The sequence below is a fragment of the Pseudoalteromonas sp. SWXJZ10B genome, from assembly GCF_015864475.1.
GTDB lineage: Bacteria > Pseudomonadota > Gammaproteobacteria > Enterobacterales > Alteromonadaceae > Pseudoalteromonas > Pseudoalteromonas arctica.
Window position 1 is genome coordinate 61,784 of the sequence record NZ_JADYXD010000007.1, and the last position, 17,083, is coordinate 78,866.

The 17,083-nt window shown below is 39.1% G+C and carries 18 protein-coding genes; 12 read left to right on the forward strand and 6 right to left on the reverse strand.

Features of this window, described 5'->3' with window-relative positions:
* Positions 1–400: 400 nt before the first annotated feature.
* From I6F54_RS08620 to yacG, 7 genes are all read left to right on the forward strand, one after another.
* Positions 401–823 (forward strand): pilin, encoded by a 423-nt coding sequence (locus I6F54_RS08620; RefSeq protein ID WP_197140887.1) that lies wholly within the window; start codon positions 401–403, stop codon positions 821–823.
* 210 nt (positions 824–1,033) lie between these two features.
* Positions 1,034–2,230 carry an O-antigen ligase family protein gene (locus I6F54_RS08625; protein ID WP_331458718.1) on the forward strand — a complete coding sequence of 399 codons (1,197 nt, stop codon included), beginning with the start codon at positions 1,034–1,036 and terminating at the stop codon, positions 2,228–2,230.
* 86 nt (positions 2,231–2,316) lie between these two features.
* The gene (locus I6F54_RS08630) at positions 2,317–3,546 is read left to right on the forward strand and encodes a type II secretion system F family protein (RefSeq protein WP_197140895.1); all 1,230 of its coding nucleotides are present in this window, start codon (positions 2,317–2,319) and stop codon (positions 3,544–3,546) included.
* A 536-nt stretch (positions 3,547–4,082) separates the two neighbouring features.
* Positions 4,083–4,976, forward strand: a complete 894-nt coding sequence (locus tag I6F54_RS08635) for a prepilin peptidase (protein WP_197140898.1) — start codon at positions 4,083–4,085, stop codon at positions 4,974–4,976.
* A 1-nt stretch (position 4,977) separates the two neighbouring features.
* Entirely contained in the window at positions 4,978–5,619 is a 642-nt protein-coding gene (gene coaE, locus I6F54_RS08640) for a dephospho-CoA kinase (RefSeq protein WP_197140900.1), read from the forward strand.
* Positions 5,620–5,745: 126 nt separating this feature from the next.
* Entirely contained in the window at positions 5,746–7,422 is a 1,677-nt protein-coding gene (gene pilB, locus I6F54_RS08645; protein ID WP_197140903.1) for a type IV-A pilus assembly ATPase PilB, read from the forward strand.
* A 59-nt stretch (positions 7,423–7,481) separates the two neighbouring features.
* Positions 7,482–7,712, forward strand: a complete 231-nt coding sequence (gene yacG / locus I6F54_RS08650) for a DNA gyrase inhibitor YacG (protein ID WP_076925028.1) — start codon at positions 7,482–7,484, stop codon at positions 7,710–7,712.
* A 75-nt stretch (positions 7,713–7,787) separates the two neighbouring features.
* Here yacG and I6F54_RS08655 read toward each other — a convergent pair whose 3' ends face one another.
* Positions 7,788–8,279 (reverse strand): periplasmic heavy metal sensor, encoded by a 492-nt coding sequence (locus tag I6F54_RS08655; protein ID WP_197140905.1) that lies wholly within the window; start codon positions 8,277–8,279, stop codon positions 7,788–7,790.
* Positions 8,280–8,444: 165 nt separating this feature from the next.
* On the opposite strand from I6F54_RS08655, the gene I6F54_RS08660 reads away from it, so the two are divergent.
* Genes I6F54_RS08660 through I6F54_RS08670 form a run of 3 tightly spaced genes read left to right on the forward strand, consistent with a single transcriptional unit; the run spans position 8,445 to position 11,478 of the window.
* The gene (locus tag I6F54_RS08660; protein WP_101163286.1) at positions 8,445–9,134 is read left to right on the forward strand and encodes a response regulator; all 690 of its coding nucleotides are present in this window, start codon (positions 8,445–8,447) and stop codon (positions 9,132–9,134) included.
* A complete protein-coding gene (locus I6F54_RS08665; protein ID WP_024590618.1) occupies positions 9,112–10,527 on the forward strand; it encodes an ATP-binding protein in 1,416 nt (471 codons plus the stop codon). The genes I6F54_RS08660 and I6F54_RS08665 overlap by 23 nt, the downstream gene beginning before the upstream one ends.
* A gap of 3 nt (positions 10,528–10,530) precedes the next feature.
* Positions 10,531–11,478, forward strand: a complete 948-nt coding sequence (locus tag I6F54_RS08670) for an alpha/beta fold hydrolase (protein ID WP_166376415.1) — start codon at positions 10,531–10,533, stop codon at positions 11,476–11,478.
* On the opposite strand, the gene I6F54_RS08675 is transcribed toward I6F54_RS08670, so the two are convergent.
* Complete coding sequence (locus I6F54_RS08675) at positions 11,438–12,304, reverse strand: cation diffusion facilitator family transporter (protein WP_166376526.1); 867 nt, start codon at positions 12,302–12,304, stop codon at positions 11,438–11,440. The genes I6F54_RS08670 and I6F54_RS08675 overlap by 41 nt on opposite strands.
* A gap of 160 nt (positions 12,305–12,464) precedes the next feature.
* On the opposite strand from I6F54_RS08675, the gene trmL reads away from it, so the two are divergent.
* Entirely contained in the window at positions 12,465–12,929 is a 465-nt protein-coding gene (trmL, locus tag I6F54_RS08680) for a tRNA (uridine(34)/cytosine(34)/5-carboxymethylaminomethyluridine(34)-2'-O)-methyltransferase TrmL (protein WP_007582820.1), read from the forward strand.
* Positions 12,930–13,006: 77 nt separating this feature from the next.
* Here the strand turns inward: trmL and gpsA are convergent, their stop codons facing one another.
* From gpsA to I6F54_RS08700, 4 genes are read right to left on the reverse strand one after another with little or no spacing between them, the layout of a single operon-like run.
* Entirely contained in the window at positions 13,007–14,014 is a 1,008-nt protein-coding gene (gpsA, locus tag I6F54_RS08685; protein ID WP_197140909.1) for an NAD(P)H-dependent glycerol-3-phosphate dehydrogenase, read from the reverse strand.
* 3 nt (positions 14,015–14,017) lie between these two features.
* Complete coding sequence (secB, locus tag I6F54_RS08690) at positions 14,018–14,503, reverse strand: protein-export chaperone SecB (protein WP_166420933.1); 486 nt, start codon at positions 14,501–14,503, stop codon at positions 14,018–14,020.
* 34 nt (positions 14,504–14,537) lie between these two features.
* Complete coding sequence (gene grxC / locus I6F54_RS08695; protein ID WP_165740928.1) at positions 14,538–14,795, reverse strand: glutaredoxin 3; 258 nt, start codon at positions 14,793–14,795, stop codon at positions 14,538–14,540.
* Between the two features lie 31 nt (positions 14,796–14,826).
* On the reverse strand, positions 14,827–15,258 hold the full coding sequence (locus I6F54_RS08700) for a rhodanese-like domain-containing protein (protein ID WP_007376037.1): 432 nt from the start codon (positions 15,256–15,258) through the stop codon (positions 14,827–14,829).
* 279 nt (positions 15,259–15,537) lie between these two features.
* On the opposite strand from I6F54_RS08700, the gene gpmM reads away from it, so the two are divergent.
* Positions 15,538–17,082 (forward strand): 2,3-bisphosphoglycerate-independent phosphoglycerate mutase, encoded by a 1,545-nt coding sequence (gpmM, locus tag I6F54_RS08705; RefSeq protein WP_197140912.1) that lies wholly within the window; start codon positions 15,538–15,540, stop codon positions 17,080–17,082.
* Position 17,083 lies beyond the last annotated feature (1 nt).

The following is a 17,083-nucleotide window of genomic DNA, read 5'->3' on the forward strand; positions in this document are numbered from 1 at the left end:
ACATTTTGTTAAATAAAATCGCTTTTTTATAAGAAGATACGTGCTAAATACTAAAATAAAATGGTAGACTAATTCTGTTGTACTATTTTATTTTAAAAGGTAGTCATAAATAACTAGTACCTTTAGTTTTTAAAGACATAATTAAAAACTAAAGCAACTAAACTACTTACTTTATGCCTATACTATTTGTTGCTACAACATGTAGTGCTCTTAGTAAACTTTTATAGCTAGTACTAAACATAATGAATTCACATACGGCTTTTGTGTTTCATACTCTAAAGCTAAAGTGTAATAAAATTAATTTTAAGTAAAACTGTAAAGTAAATCGGTTAAATTAAGTGAGGCATTTTGCCGCTTAAGTGATTTAAGTTACAAAAATCTATCCTTTAGGAGAGGAAACATGAAAACAATGACTCAAAAACAACAGGGTTTCACCCTAATTGAATTAATGATTGTAGTAGCAATCATCGGTATTCTTGCTGCAATCGCATTGCCTGCGTATTCAAACTACCAAGCAACATCTAAACTAACTGCTGGTTTGGCTGAAATATCAGCTGGTAGAACTGGTTTTGAAATAGCAAAAAACAATGGACTTGCAACTGCTCCTCCGGTTGCTGATATAGGTTTAAGTGCATCAACTAAAAACTGTGCTATTACTACAACAGCTACGACGATTGTTTGTACTATAGCAAATGCACCAACACAAATCTCAACTGCTGTTTTGACTTGGAGTAGAAGTACTGAAGGTACTTGGACATGTGCAACCAGTGGTATTGCTGCAACAAATAAAGATCTAGCACCTAAAAGTTGCCCACAATCTTAATCATTTTTTGATTACTAAAAGCGCCTAATTTGGCGCTTTTTTAATGCGTAAGAATCAGCATTCATGAATATAGTAAATATAATAAAATCATCGCTTATCAGCTTGTTTTTTCTGTGTACGCTAATACCTTTAATACCCATATTTTCCTACGATTACCATAATCACCAACGTATCATCCAAATAGCTTTTTTACTTTTCACGAGCCTTCTAGTGCTTACTGCTTTTTTAAGTAATAAAGAGCCTACTTTTAAGCTGGCACTAAACAAAAAAAATGGAATATTATTTTCGGTTTTTATCTTTTGTGGTTATTTATCTGCATTAATGAGTGCGGAGCAAAGCTTTAGCTTACTTTACACATTTCATATAAGTCTACTTATTTTAACTATGTGTTATGTAGGTACTATAAATAATAAAAAATCTATTTTATTTATTATTTATGCATTACTGATAACTCATACAGGCCTCATTTTAATATGCCTACTTAATATAATTTTTACGCTATCTGAACAACAGCCCTTAAACCCCTACATAATCTACTCCGGTTTTATTAACATTCGTTTTTTTAACCAAGTACAGGTGTTTATTCTTCCCTTTTTGGTGCTACTCCTAAAGTTTAAAAGCATTCAGCGTGTTGTATTTATTATTTTGTTTTTAAACTTATTACTTATATTTATTGGCCAAGCTCGTGGGGCTTTACTCTCATTTTTAGCTTTCTCTATTTTTGCTCTTGCTTTAAAAACCACATTAAAAAAACAAGTTTTTATCGGGTTACTCTGCTTTGTTTTAAGTTGTATTACTTTTTATGTTTTGGATTCATTAAATAGAGGAGGTACTGAAATACTACGCACATCCACCTCGGGCCGTATTGATTTATGGTTTAATACTCTTTCAAGCCTATCTTTAAAGCATTTATTTGTAGGCAATGGTCCTGGAGTGTTTGAAATGTCACTTGGGAGTTCAGCCCCTTTTAGTCACCCCCACAATTCATTAATTGAAATTTTAAATGAATGGGGTCTTATCGCCCTTATATGTATTTTAACCGCTGTTTTTACAACATTTAAAAAAGCGATAACACATTTAAAAAAGCATAAAAAAGACATCATTACTGAAAGCCTCTTTTATTCTTTTGCTATAGGAATTACATACTCACTGTTTTCTGGTGTGCATGTAATGCCGGTTTCGCAAACACTCTTATTTATAATGTGGGGGTTGCTACTTGGTAGAATCAATAAAAAAAGTATCCAAAGCATTCCCATAAATAAATACTTAAAAGCTTTAATAGCCATTTTATTTATTTTTGCATGGTACCTTTACTTACAAAAAGCGATAAGTATTTATAATAATATTGACCCTGATAAGGGCTACATTTACGGGCCTAGATTTTGGTCCGTTGGGCAACGATTTTAAAGCGTCCAACTTTTCTACCAAGAATCATTAGTTTAAGTTATGCTTGTAATAATGAAGTTTAAACCAAATTCAGCTGGGTACTCTTAATGGCAAAAAAACAACAAGATAAAGGCCTCGATACTTTTCAGTGGGTCGGTGTAAGTGCACGAGGGAAAAAACTTGAAGGCGAGCTTACAGGTAATAGTATTGCATTAGTAAAAGCCCAACTTCGTAAACAAGGTATAACACCTTCAAAAGTAAAGCGTAAAGCAAAACCATTATTTGGCATTCAAAGTGTTCAAAAAATAACGCCAAAAGATATCGCTCTCGTTACTCGCCAAATAGCAACTATGTTGATGGCGGGCGTTCCGCTAATACAATCAATTGAAATGATTGGCACCGGTTCGACTAATAAAAGCATCGGTAAACTAATGGAAACTATTGCAGATGAAGTAAAAGCGGGTCAGCCATTATCTACAGCGCTTAGAAAACACCCTCGCTATTTTGATGATTTATATTGCGACCTAGTAGCATCGGGCGAACAATCAGGTGCGCTTGATAGAATATTTGATCGTGTCGCTATTTATAAAGAAAAGTCTGAAGCATTAAAGTCAAAAATTAAAAAAGCAATGTTTTACCCTATTTCGGTATTAGTTATTGCAGGTATTGTTACCTCCATATTATTAATATTTGTAGTACCCCAATTCCAAGATATTTTTGCAGGTTTTGGTGCTGAACTTCCTGCATTTACTTTATTTGTAATTGGTATATCTGACTTTATGCAAGCGTATTGGTGGATGATTCTTATTGGAATGTTTGCTTTTGGATACGCATTTAAAGAAGCAAAACTACGAAGTTTAAAGCTCCGGGATGCTACCGACAGAACTATACTTAAACTCCCTGTTATTGGCATGATTTTAAATAAGGCAGCCGTTGCTCGCTATGCACGTACTCTTTCGACCACGTTTGCTGCGGGTGTGCCACTTGTAGATGCGCTTGATTCTGCTGCAGGCGCTTCAGGTAATGCTGTTTACCGTTATGCTATTTTAGATATAAAAGCAGAGGTTAGCTCTGGTAATCAAATGAACTGGGCAATGCGTAACTCAAAAATATTCCCTGATATGGTAATACAAATGGTCGCAATTGGTGAGGAGTCTGGCTCACTAGATGGCATGCTCGCAAAAGTAGCAACTATTTACGAGCAAGAAGTTGATGATGCAGTTGATGGCCTATCGAGCTTGCTTGAGCCACTTATTATGGCTGTACTCGGTGTACTTGTTGGTGGCTTGATTGTTGCTATGTACTTACCTATTTTCCAATTGGGCTCAGTTATTTAATACCATTGAGAAAAATATAAATACCTATTTAAAAACACACGTAGTCGCGATTTTATATCGCGCAATAATTGTAACAATCGCGGGGTAATAGCAACAGTCGCGGGTAAACCCGCTGCTACGGTGCCGTGGCATAAACCCCGTAGTCGTTTTTAATTACGATTTCAAATCGCGCAGCAATAGTAACAGTCGCGGGATAAACCCGCTGCTACGGTGCCGTGGCATTAACCACGTAGTCGCGATTTTACATCGCGTTTTTAATTACGGCTTTACATCGCGCAATAATGGTAACAATCTCGGGGTAATAGCAACAGTCGCGGGTAAGCCCGCTGCTACAGTGCCGTGGCATAAACCGCGTAGTCGCGTTTTTAATTACGATTTGATATCGCGCAGCAATAGTAACAGTCGCGGGGTAAACCCGCTGCTACGGTGTTGTGGCATAAACCGCGTAGTCGCGATTTTATATCGCGTTTTTAATTACGATTTTACATCGCACTGTTAATTGGTATTATTAAAAAATTTTAGTTTTAGGTAAACAAATGCAAAGTATTATAGAAGTAATGCAAAGCCAGTTGTGGTTTTATTTAACCACTATTGGCTTAATTAGTTTATGTGTTGGTAGCTTTTTAAATGTGGTTATTTATCGCTTACCGTTGATGATGCAACGTGAGTGGCAAAGCGAATGCAGATTACTGTTAGAAGATGAACTTACAGCTAATAAATCTAAACAAGCTAATATCAACGAGCCTTTTAACTTAGTAAAACCTAACTCTACCTGCCCTAAATGTAAAACTGCCATAAAGCCTTGGCAGAATATTCCTATTATTAGCTGGTTAATACTTAAAGGTAAATGCGCAAGTTGCAGTAACCCTATTTCTGCTCGCTACCCTGCTGTAGAGCTAATTACTGCCATATTAAGTTTAATTGCTGCCTATAGCTTTGGTGCGACCGAGCAAGCCCTTTTATATATTTTTGTAACGTGGATTTTAGTCGCGCTGACCTTTATTGATATTGATCACATGTTACTGCCAGACCAGCTTACATTACCACTTGTATGGCTTGCACTTATTGCCTCGGTAATGGGTTACACAATTACACCTACTGATGCCATTATTGGTGCTGCTTGCGGTTATTTAAGCTTATGGAGCGTGTTTTGGTTATTTAAGTTATTAACCGGTAAAGAAGGCATGGGTTATGGCGACTTTAAACTGCTTGCTGTATTTGGTGCTTTGCTTGGCTGGCAGTCATTACTCACTATTATTCTGCTTTCGAGCGTGGTAGGTGCCATTATAGGTATTGCACTATTAAGCATACAAGGTAAAGACAAAGCGACCCCTATCCCTTTTGGGCCTTATTTAGCGATAGCTGGCTGGATTGCAATGCTTTGGGGTAACCAAATTCAAGGCGCTTATTTTAATTTAATTGGCTATTAACGTGAGCGAGCAAATAACTAAAGTAAACAGCTGGGTATTAGGATTAACTGGCGGTATTGGCTGTGGTAAAACAGCCATTAGCAACATGTTTGAAGAGCTTGGTATTACAATAGTTGATGCCGATATAATTGCGCGTCAAGTAGTAGAGCCAAACAGCAAAGGTCTAAAAGCGATTACAGCCCACTTTGGTGAGCATATTTTATTGCCAGATGGCACATTAAATAGGGCAGAGCTTCGCGCAAAAATATTTACTAACAACAGTGACAAAGAATGGCTTAATTCACTACTGCACCCTCTTATTCGCGCAAAAATACTAGACGATTTAAATAATGCAACTAGCCCTTATGTTGTTTTAGTCGCTCCTTTATTGTTTGAGAATAATCTTGATAAGTATTGCGACCATACCTTACTTATTGACGTGCCAACCTCTGTACAAATAGCGCGTACAACAAAACGTGACAATACAAGTATTGAGCAAGTTAAAAGTATTATTGCCTCGCAAATGTCACGAGCCAATAAACAGCAAAAAGCGGATGATATTTTAAATAATGACCGCAGTTTAGACTTAGTGAATATAGAACTTGTTGAACTTCATAAAAAGTACCTACAATATGCATTATGTAACAAAACTAACTCACATTAACGCGGTCATAACTCACACAAACTCGTATTTTAGTTAGTAAAATCACAACAAAGAATGAAAGGTGATGTAATCCCCTTCTTTTTTCTGATAAATTGCTTACTATTGAAGGAATAAAGCAGGTGCGCAATGAATATTAACTCACCGTTATTGAGAAAATTTATAACCCTCGGCCGTATTGATGCCGACACGGTTAAAAACAAACAAAATGAATTTGCCTCAACAGCTGAGCTTATTTCTAAATGTGGAAAAATCGATAGTAAAGATTTAGCTGAACAATGTATTGATTTGTTTCGCGTACCTTATTTTGATTTAAAAGACTTTGATCCTACAAGAATCCCGGCCGACCTCGTAAAAGAAAAGCTAATCCGCAAGCACCATATTTTACCGCTTGTTCAAAAAGATCGAAAAGTTTATATAGCAGCATCAGATCCTACCGATTACGGCGCATTCGAAAACTTTGAATTTAGTACCGGTCTCTCATGCGAAATTGTTGTTGTTGACTACATTCAACTCGATGCCAAAATTGAGCAGTTACTAGATGCCACTGGCAGCCTAAATTTAACCGATGACGAATTTCAAGAATTTGCTGATTTAGACTCAGAAAGCCAAAGAGATACAGCACCACAAGATGACGATAAAGATGATGCGCCTATCATCGTATACATCAACAAAATTTTAATGGATGCCATTAAGAAAGGCGCCTCTGATTTACATTTTGAACCATACGAGCACAAGTATCGTATTCGCTTTCGTATTGATGGTATTTTGCATGAAGTGGCAAGCCCACCTAATACATTAGCTACCAAACTTTCTGCGCGTATTAAGGTTATGTCACGACTCGATATTGCCGAAAAACGCAAACCACAAGATGGCCGTATAAAACTAAAAATAACTGAACGTAAAAGTATCGACTTTCGTGTAAGTACTATGCCTACCTTATGGGGCGAAAAAATAGTAATGCGTATCCTTGATTCATCAAGCGCCATGCTAGGTATTGATGTATTAGGTTACGAGCCTGAGCAGAAAAAACTATATATGGATGCGCTTGCCCAGCCTCAAGGGATGATATTGGTAACAGGGCCAACCGGTTCTGGTAAAACAGTATCGCTATACACAGGTTTAAATATATTAAACCAGCCAGAGCGCAATATTAGTACTGCTGAAGATCCGGTTGAGATTAACCTCGAAGGTGTAAACCAAGTACAAATTAATATTAAAGCCGATATGACTTTTGCCAACGCACTGCGCGCATTTTTACGTCAAGATCCTGATGTAGTTATGGTAGGTGAAATACGTGACCTTGAGACTGCAGAAATATCAATAAAAGCAGCGCAAACAGGTCACTTGGTTTTATCAACATTGCATACAAACTCAGCGCCAGAAACAATCACCCGTTTATTAAATATGGGTGTACCCGCTTATAACGTAGCAAGCTCAATCAGCTTAATTATAGCTCAGCGTTTAGCGCGTCGTTTATGCCCTAAGTGTAAAACGCCAGAACAACTGCCGAGCGAAGAACTAACTCGCCAAGGATTCAGTACAAAGCAAATTGAAGAAATGACGTTATATACGCCTAAAGGATGTGATAGCTGTACCGATGGCTATAAAGGGCGTGTGGGTATTTACGAAGTAATGCAAATTACCCCTGAAATTGCTCAAATTATTATGCGCGGTGGTAACTCGCTTGAAATAGCTGAAGTTTCTCTTAAAGCGGGATTTAATAATTTACGCCTATCGGGTTTACGCAAAGCCGCCGATGGTTTAACGTCACTCGCTGAAATAAACCGTGTCACTAATATGTAAGTATATGGCTCTGAGCTATTGTCCTTGGAGCTATAAAGAAAAATTGTAGAGAGTAAATTATGCCTACTGTTGTAAACTGCCCGACCTGCAAAACTAAAGTTGAATGGTCAGAGCAAAGCCCATTTCGCCCTTTTTGCTCAAAGCGCTGTCAGCTAATTGATTTAGGTGAATGGTCGTTTGAAAATAATAAAATTTCTGCGCCAATCACCTCAGCTGAAGAGTTTAGCCAAGACATGATCGAAGATATTGAAGCTATGCTGGCTAAAAATGAAGATGACTTTTTTAAGTAATTTATCTACATTATGGCCTAAATACAAAAACCAGCATTACGCTGGTTTTTTAGTATTTAACCTATAATTAAACGATTAGTCTTTTTGCTTGCGCTGTTTCTTTTTGCCCATACGCTTTTGCATTTTAGAAAATTTCTCTTTTTGCTCCGCATTAAGTACTTGCATTACTTGGTGCTGAGTTTTAAGTTTAATTAAACCGAATAGCTCACCTTTTTCATGGCGTTCGTTTAACAATTCTTTTGCTGCATTTTCGTCAAATGTTGCCGCCGAAAGTAATGTATCCATTTTTGCTTTATGCGCTTCACGCATCGCTTTACGGGCTTCTTTATTGTCGCCACGTAATGCTTTCATTTGTGTTTTTTGCGCTTCAAAAATAGCCTTTAGCTTAGTTTGCTGCTCATCTGTTAGGTTTAATTTTTCAACGCCGCGATCAGAAAGTAAAAAACGAGCTTGAGAATGGCCTTGCTTATGCCCGTCGCCTTTAGCTAATACGCTACCAGCACCAAGAGTTGCTGTTGCTAAGCCACAGATAAGTACTAATTTTGAAAGTGTGTTTAATTTAGTCATAATCATTACCTTAATATTGGGTTGGTTGTGGCTGCTAAGCCAGTGAGTTAACTATACCTAACTCAACGCAAAGTAACGCAAAGCAGTGTAAAGGTTGTGTAAAGATTCACCTTTGCACTATTTAGCGGGTAAAATAACGCTATAAACAACTCTAAGGGTTTGTAAATGAAACTATTAATGATTGATGACGATACGGGCCTTTGTGAGCTATTAAGTGAATATTTAACTGCCCAAGGGTTTGAAATACAAAGCGTACACGACGGTGAGCAAGGCCTTAAACTAGCACAAGCAAATGACTACGCCCTTATATTGCTAGATGTAATGTTACCAACGCTTGATGGTTTTGAAGTGCTTAAACAACTTAGGCAAACAAAACTCACACCGGTAATAATGCTTACTGCAAAAGGTGAAGACTTTGACCGTATTTTTGGCCTAGAGCTAGGCGCTGATGATTACATTCCAAAGCCTTTTAATCATCGTGAATTACTAGCCCGCGTAAAAGCAATAACACGCCGTATTGAGCACATTAATAGCTTAAATGCAGCCACAACGAGTAAGTTACTCGTTAATGGTATTACTGTTAACCTTGCAGCGCGAGAGGCCTCAATCGACGGCTCTACACTGACTCTTACTGGTACAGAGTACGAAATACTCACGCTATTGTGTAAAAATGCAGGCGAAGTGGTTAGTAAAGAGCAAATTAGCGAAGAAGTACTAGGCAGGCGTTTAGCTTCTTTTGATCGCTCTATCGATATGCATGTAAGTAATATCCGTAAAAAAATAGCCGAGCATATTTCAGGTGAGCGAATTAAAACAATGCGAGGTACGGGTTATGTCTTTATCCAAGGCGAATAAAAGCACTTACTTTGCTTGGTTAAAACACCCTGGGCACTACCTGTTTTTTAAAGTATTTATTTGGTTTTGGTTAACTATAATCGGCACCGTAGCAGCGCTTATATTTTTAAGTAATATAACCGCTATTAATGCGGTATCTAACGAGCCACTTTATGGCCCAATGAAAAAAAACCTAATATATACCGCCAAAAGTATTGAGCGCACTGCTATTAAACATAAGCGCAGCCTAAGCGAAGTATTAGTACACCCTCGCCTATCAAAGCGTAAACTTTTATACTTAAGCGCAGCTCAAAGCGAGGACTCTCTTAGTAGTAAAGAGGTGCCAGAGAGCATCGACTTAAGTTTATTAAACTTCACTCAAAATATGTCACCGCAAATTATTTTCACTGAGAAATATCAAGCCTTCGGCCCTGTTAATATAAACGTGCCTGAAGGGAGTTTTTATCTTTATGAAATAGATATTAATCATCAACCACCGCTAATAATGCGCTTTAAGCTTATGCCTAATTGGATGAAAATAGTCATCGCAATTGTTGCCTCTCTTATTTTAAGCTTTGTATTTAGCCGTAACTTAATAGCCCCTATAAATAGCCTTAAAAAAGCGGCAATTAAACTATCAGCGGGTAACCTAAGCGCAAGAGCCGACATTTCTGTAAACCGAAAAGATGAGCTAGGAATACTAGGGCGAGATTTTAACAGCATGGCTAATCAGTTAGAGCTTTTAATTAGTTCACAAAAACGCTTATTAGCCGACATATCACATGAATTACGATCGCCTCTTACACGTTTAAAAATGGCTACCGGACTTGCACAAATGCAAGCTAACGACGCTAGCCAATCGTATTTATTACGCATAGAAAAAGAAGCTAACCAACTCGATAAAATGATTGCCGACGTGCTGCAAGTTTCTCGCTTAGAAGCAAAAAGCCAAGCGCTTTCACTGCAAAAACAATCATTACAAATAATTGTAGATCACGTTATTAACGATGCGCAGTTTGAAGCAAAACAAAATAATAAGCAGCTAAATATAGTGGGCGCTGTAGACGTAAACATTAATTGCGACGAAGGCCTTATTGCCAGTGCGCTTGAAAACCTATTACGCAACGCTATTAAATACGCAAATAATACAATTAGCATTACTCTAAAGCATGCTGATGCCATTTATATAGAAATATGTGACGATGGCTCTGGTGTGCCAGATGATCAACTGAGCAAGCTTTGCGAGCCCTTTTTTAGACAGTCAGATGCGCGGGATCGCGTAAGTGGTGGCACGGGTTTAGGTCTTGCGATTGCTAAAAATGCTATTACTGCGCATGGCGGCAGTTTAGTATTATCAAATAAAGAACTAGGTGGCTTGTGTGCTAATATAACCTTGCCATTAATAAAAGAGTAAACCATGTTTTATAGTAGTGAGCGTGAGCTTAAAAGTAATCAAATAACAATTAATAACTTTTATAAAAACACGCTAATTAAAGCTTATTTAGATACGCCTAACGGGCAATTATTTTATGCTTATGCCATACCTGAAAAAGCTCAAATTGCCATTGTTATCAGTTCGGGGCGCCTTGAGGGGTTAGATAAATATAAAGAATTGTTGTGGGAGCTTTGTAATAATAATTTTGCCGTGTTCATAGTCGACCACCAAGGACAAGGCCGCTCTTATCGCCACTTAATAAATAAGCATAAAGGCCACGTTAATCAATTTAACGATTACAGTGCCGATCTAAACTTATTTAATAAACACGTTGTGGATACTTATTGGCAGGGCAAAAAAGTGTTAGTGAGTCATTCAATGGGCGGCGCTATTGCTTTTGATTACCTTGCGCATTTTGAACACAATTTTAGTGGCGCGTTTTTATCAGCCCCGATGCTTGATATTTACACAAAAAACACACCAAAACCTTTAGCTAAATTAATAGCCAGTACCGCTACCCTTTTGGGTCAAAAAGACAACTACGCGCTAGGGCAAACCGATTATATACCCGATGAGTTTGCTACAAATGTATTAACCAGCAGTCCAGTGCGTTACGAGCTATTTAGGCAAACATATAAAGAAGAGCCATTACTACAGCTCGGCGGTGTTACTTACGGCTGGCTAAATGCGACATTTGCATTTATAACTTCGATGGATAGCTTAAGCGTAACTATCCCACTTTATATTGCCAGTGCGCAAAACGACGAAGTAGTCGATAACAATGCCCAATATAAATTAGCAAACAGACACGCAAATACAGTACTTAAAAGCTTTGAAGGCGCTAAACACGAACTGTTTTTTGAACGTGATGAAATACGCCAGCCATTGCTTAAAAGTTTGTATCAGTTTTGTGAGTCGGTGACGGCTTAGCAAGTACCGACAAAGGGTCGAGGTGGATCAGTATATCTACCTCAGACTCAAAACGTTCTTTAAGCATTGACTCCACTTCATCAGCTACGTTATGAGCACGTATTAAACTTAAATGATCATCAAGCTCTAAGTGCATTTGGATAAACTTAACTTTTCCGCCTTGACGAGTACGAATGTCATGTACGCCGTGTACATCTGCATGGGCTCTGGCTATATCAAATATGCTTTGCTTTTCATCATCTGGCAGCTCTTTATCCATTAAATGATCGGCGCTATCGCGAGCAATATCCCAACTGTTATAAAGCAAATAACCTGCTACACCTATCGCAAAAACCGGATCGGCATACAACACACCATAATAAGCTAACAAAATAGCCAATAGCACAGCGGCATTTAATATTAAGTCGCCTTTGTAATGTACTGAGTCTGCTTTAATAGCAATTGAATCGGTGTATTTAACTACTTTATTTTGCACAAATACAATGACCAGCGTACACGCAATAGCAAAAATACTTACCCATACACCCAATAATGAATGGCTTAACTGGATAGGATTAAATAAACGCTCAATACCATGAAAAGCAAGTAGGCAACCTGAGCCAGCAATAAACGCAGCTTGTCCAAGTCCTGCAAGTGCTTCGGCTTTACCGTGTCCAAACCGATGATCGTCATCTGCTGGACGCAGTGCGTAACCCAAAACTAAAAAGCTCATCGCGGTAGCTGTTATATCCATTAACGAATCCGTTAACGAGCCAAGCATTGAGGCCGAGCCCGAAGCAAGCCACGCCCATGTTTTTGCGCCAATCATTAAACTAACCATTACCATGGTAACAATGCTGGAAGTTTTAACCCAAAATTCGTAGCTACGGTTATGCACGTTTTAATCCGATAATTAGGAGTACTCAATAGTATGAGTATATCATTTTTTTGAAGGGTTTCGTGTATACTGAAAATCGTTAAACTACAGATTATTTAAAAGGCTCACTATGCTGGATATTGTTTTATACCAACCTGAAATTCCACCTAATACAGGTAATATTATTCGTCTGTGCGCAAATACGGGCTATGCACTGCATTTAATTGAGCCGTTAGGTTTTGAATGGGACGACAAACGAGTAAAGCGTGCTGGCCTTGATTACCACGAATTTAGCCATGTTCAACGCCATGCCTCATTTGAAGATTATCTTGAGAAGTGTAAGCCTAAAAAAATATATGCATGTACAACCAAAGGTAGCCAATTTCACCACGAAGCTAGCTACGAAGCCGGCGATTGCCTAGTTTTTGGACCTGAAACCCGCGGCCTGCCTGATGATATGATCCAAGCACTGCCAAAAGAGCAGCGTGTACGTATTCCTATGCAAGCCAATAGCCGCAGCATGAACTTATCAAACGCAGTAGCCGTGTTTGTTTACGAGTCGTGGCGCCAGTTGGGCTTTCCTAACGCGCAATAAGCACCTTATACCAAGCAACAAAGAACAAAAAACCGACATAACGTCGGTTTTTTAGTTTTAGTATACTTTGTATAAATTTATTCAGAACGCTGCTCTCGGCCTAATAGCGCCATTGCTGCTTCTTTCATGTCTTTATTTTCATAAAGCACTTTATAAATTTGCTCAGTAATCGGCATTTCAACACCGCTGCGCTGCGCGAGTAAATATACTTCTTTGGTATTTCTAAAGCCTTCAACTACTTGGCCAATAGACTCAATAGCAGCATCTACACTTTCGCCTTTACCTAGTGCTAAACCAAATCGACGATTACGAGATTGATTGTCGGTACAGGTGAGTATTAAATCACCAAGACCCGCCATTCCCATAAAAGTTTCTGGTTTTGCGCCCAAAGCACAGCCTAATCGCGTTAATTCAGCAAGACCTCGAGTGATCAGCGCAGTACGCGCATTAGCACCAAAACCAACACCGTCCGAAATACCGGCACCAATGGCAATTACATTCTTAACCGCACCACCGAGCTGTATACCAATAAAATCATCATTGTTATACACGCGGAATGAGCGGCCACAATGAAGTAAATCAGCTAGCTGCTGAGCAAATTCAGGCGACGTAGAAGACACTGAAATAGCTGTAGGTGAGCCCATCGCCATTTCTTTTGCAAATGTAGGGCCCGAAAGTACGGCAAGTGGAATATCATCACCCAATTCTTGCAAAGCCACTTCTTGCAACAAGCGCCCAGTATTTGGCTCGAGCCCTTTCGTTGCCCACGCAACTTTAGCACCCTTTTGCAATGCCGGTTTAATTTGCGCAAGTGTGTCGCCAAAAGCATGGCTTGGTACAACAACAAGTACAATAGCGCTGCTAGCAACGGCATTTAGTAAGTTAGCTTCAAGAGTAAGAGTGTCTGGGAAAGGAGCATCAGGTAAGTAACGTTGATTTTTCCGCTCAGCTGCAAGCGTGGCAACGTCGTCGCTATTTCTTCCCCAAAGTGTCACGTGGTGACCATTTCGGGCTAAACAAATAGCAAGGGCGGTGCCGTAAGACCCCGCCCCTAATACAGTAACAGCTGTAGTTGCTGTACTCATAGGTTATGCGTCTGCTGTAACCTGGTCAGCTTGCGCAGTACGTTGTTGCATGTATTGTGCAAACAGTGCGTCAAAGTTAACTGGCGCAAGGTTAAGCTGTGGAAAAGTACCACGGTTAACAAGATTTGAAACAGCTTCACGTGCATATGGGAACAACACGTTAGGACAAAATGCACCAAGCATGTGCGCAAGTTGCACTTCTTCAACTTCAGCAATAGTAAAAATACCTGCTTGTTGAATTTCACATAAGAACGCAGTTTCTTCACCAAGAGAAGCAGTTACAGTTAGTGCTAAAACAACTTCAAATACACCTTCGTCTAGTTTGTTAGAGCGTGTATCTAGGTCTAGCTTAACTTCTGGCGTCCATTCTTTTTGAAAAATGGCCGGAGAGTTTGGCGTTTCAAACGATACATCTTTAGTGTAAATACGTTGAATAGTAAATTGTGCACCGGCTTCTGCAGCTGCTACGTTTTGATTTTCTTCGTTCATTGTTATTCCTAACTTGTTCGTTATTATAATTAAATTAAGCGTTTAACTTAGCGTCAAGTTTACCTTGCGCTTCAATAGCCATCATGTCGTCGCAGCCACCGATATGTTCATCATTAATAAATATTTGCGGTACTGTGCTTGCGCCACCAGCTTTAGTAATCATTTCAGCACGTAGCTCTGGTTGTACACCAATATCATAATTAGTGTATTCAACGCCTTTGCTATTTAAAAGCGAAAGAGCACGCTGACAAAATGGACAATACGCCTTGGTGTATAAAACAACATTACTCATAATAAATCCTCTATCGGCCAAGCTAAACTGATTAGCGACCTGTTGTAGTTGGTAAGCTGGCAGATTGCCACGCACCCATGCCACCTGCTAATAAATAAACTCGTTCAAAACCAGCTTTACTCATAGCGGCTGCAGTACCTTGGGCAGTCATACCTGTAGTACATACAACTATAATGGGTTTAGTCTTGTACTTTTCAAGGCTTGAAAAGTCAGATTTTTTCGCATTCTCTGGGCTTAAGTGCTCAGCGCCAGAAATACGTCCTGCATTAAACTCTTTTTGTGCACGTATATCGATTACTTGGCCGTCATCACGGTTTATAAGTAACGTAAGCTGCTGAGGATTTATTTGACGAACAGCTGAAAACTTACTTTTTATCCAGCCACTAACAATAAGGAAAACAATACCAACCCAAGCAAGGCTTAAAATGGGATGATTTGTAATAAATTCAATATATTGATCCATTCTACTTCCACTATGAAATTATGTTTTAAAACGTGATGTTTTAAGGATTTTGTACTTTAGCCACGCAAGTATACCCAAACCAACCTAAAATGCGAGTTTAGGAGTACTTAGAAGCGTTTAAAAAACGATAAAGCCCCCCATATATAAAGTAAGTGAAAAAAATTAATATCTTGTTTTCAATGCTGATCCTAGCTTAAAAACACGGTATGCTAAAACCACGCTAATAAACCTTTTAGGTGCACAGTATCCATCAACAGATACTAATTTTCAGGAGCTATTATGACAGAGCATAAAAAACCACTGGTATTAATGATTTTAGACGGTTGGGGATACCGCGAAGATACGCAAAGTAATGCTATTCTTGCAGCTAACACACCGGTATTAGACAATTTATGGGCCACACGGCCACACACATTAATATCAGCTTCGGGTTTAGATGTGGGTCTTCCTGATGGTCAAATGGGTAACTCAGAAGTTGGCCATGTGAACTTAGGTGCTGGTCGCATTGTTTATCAAGATTTTACTCGTATCACCAAAGCAATTAACGATGGCGAATTTGATTCAACACCAGCCTTAGTTGAAAACATAGATAAAGCAGTAAAAGCAGGCAAAGCCGTTCATATTATGGGACTTTTAAGCCCAGGTGGCGTACATAGTCACGAAGATCACATTGTTGCTAGTATAAAACTGGCTGCAAAACGTGGCGCTAAAGAAGTTTACTTTCATGGCTTTTTAGATGGCCGCGACACACCTCCACGTAGCGCTAAAGCATCAATCGAACGTATTGAAGCATTGTTTAGCGAACTTAAATGTGGTCGTTTAGCGTCACTTATTGGCCGTTACTACGCAATGGACAGAGACAACCGTTGGAACCGAGTAGAAAAAGCTTACAATGTAATAGCTCTAGCCGAAGGCGACTTTAATTTTGATAACGGCGTAGAGGCACTTAATGCAGCCTACGAGCGCGACGAAAACGATGAGTTTGTAGCTGCTACAACTATTACACCAACAGGTGCAGAGCCAGCCGAAATTAACGATGGCGACACTCTAATTTTTGCCAACTTTAGAGCAGACAGAGCCCGCGAAATTACTCGCGCTTTTGTTGAGCCTGACTTTGATGGATTCGCAAGAAAAAGAACACCAAAACTTAGCGCATTTGTAATGATGACAGAGTACGCAGCTGATATAGATGCCCCTGTTGCCTTTGGTTCAACACCGTTAGTAAATGTACTTGGTGAGTGGTTTGAAAAAAATAACAAAACACAGCTTCGTATTTCAGAAACCGAAAAGTACGCACACGTTACATTTTTCTTTAGTGGCGGGCGCGAAAGCGAATTTGAAGGCGAAACACGCGAACTAATTCCTTCGCCGCAAGTAGCAACTTACGACTTACAACCTGAAATGAACTCAGAAATGTTAACCGACAAGTTAGTAGCAGCAATTAAAAGTGGAAAATACGATGCTATTATTTGTAACTATCCTAATGGCGACATGGTAGGTCACTCTGGCGTGTTTGACGCTGCAGTTAAGGCCTGTGAAGCGGTAGATAGCTGTATTGGACGTGTTGTTGATGCACTTGAAGAGTTTGGTGGTGAAGCACTAATAACAGCTGATCATGGTAATGCTGAGCAGATGGCAGACCTTAAAACAGGCCAAGCCCATACAGCTCACACTAGCGAACCGGTACATTTTATTTATGTGGGTCGCGATGCAGAGCCAATGCAAGGTAAAGCATTAAGCGATGTAGCCCCTACCATGCTTCACTTAATGGGCATGGAGCAGCCAAACGAAATGACTGGTACGCCTATCATGATGTTGAAATAAC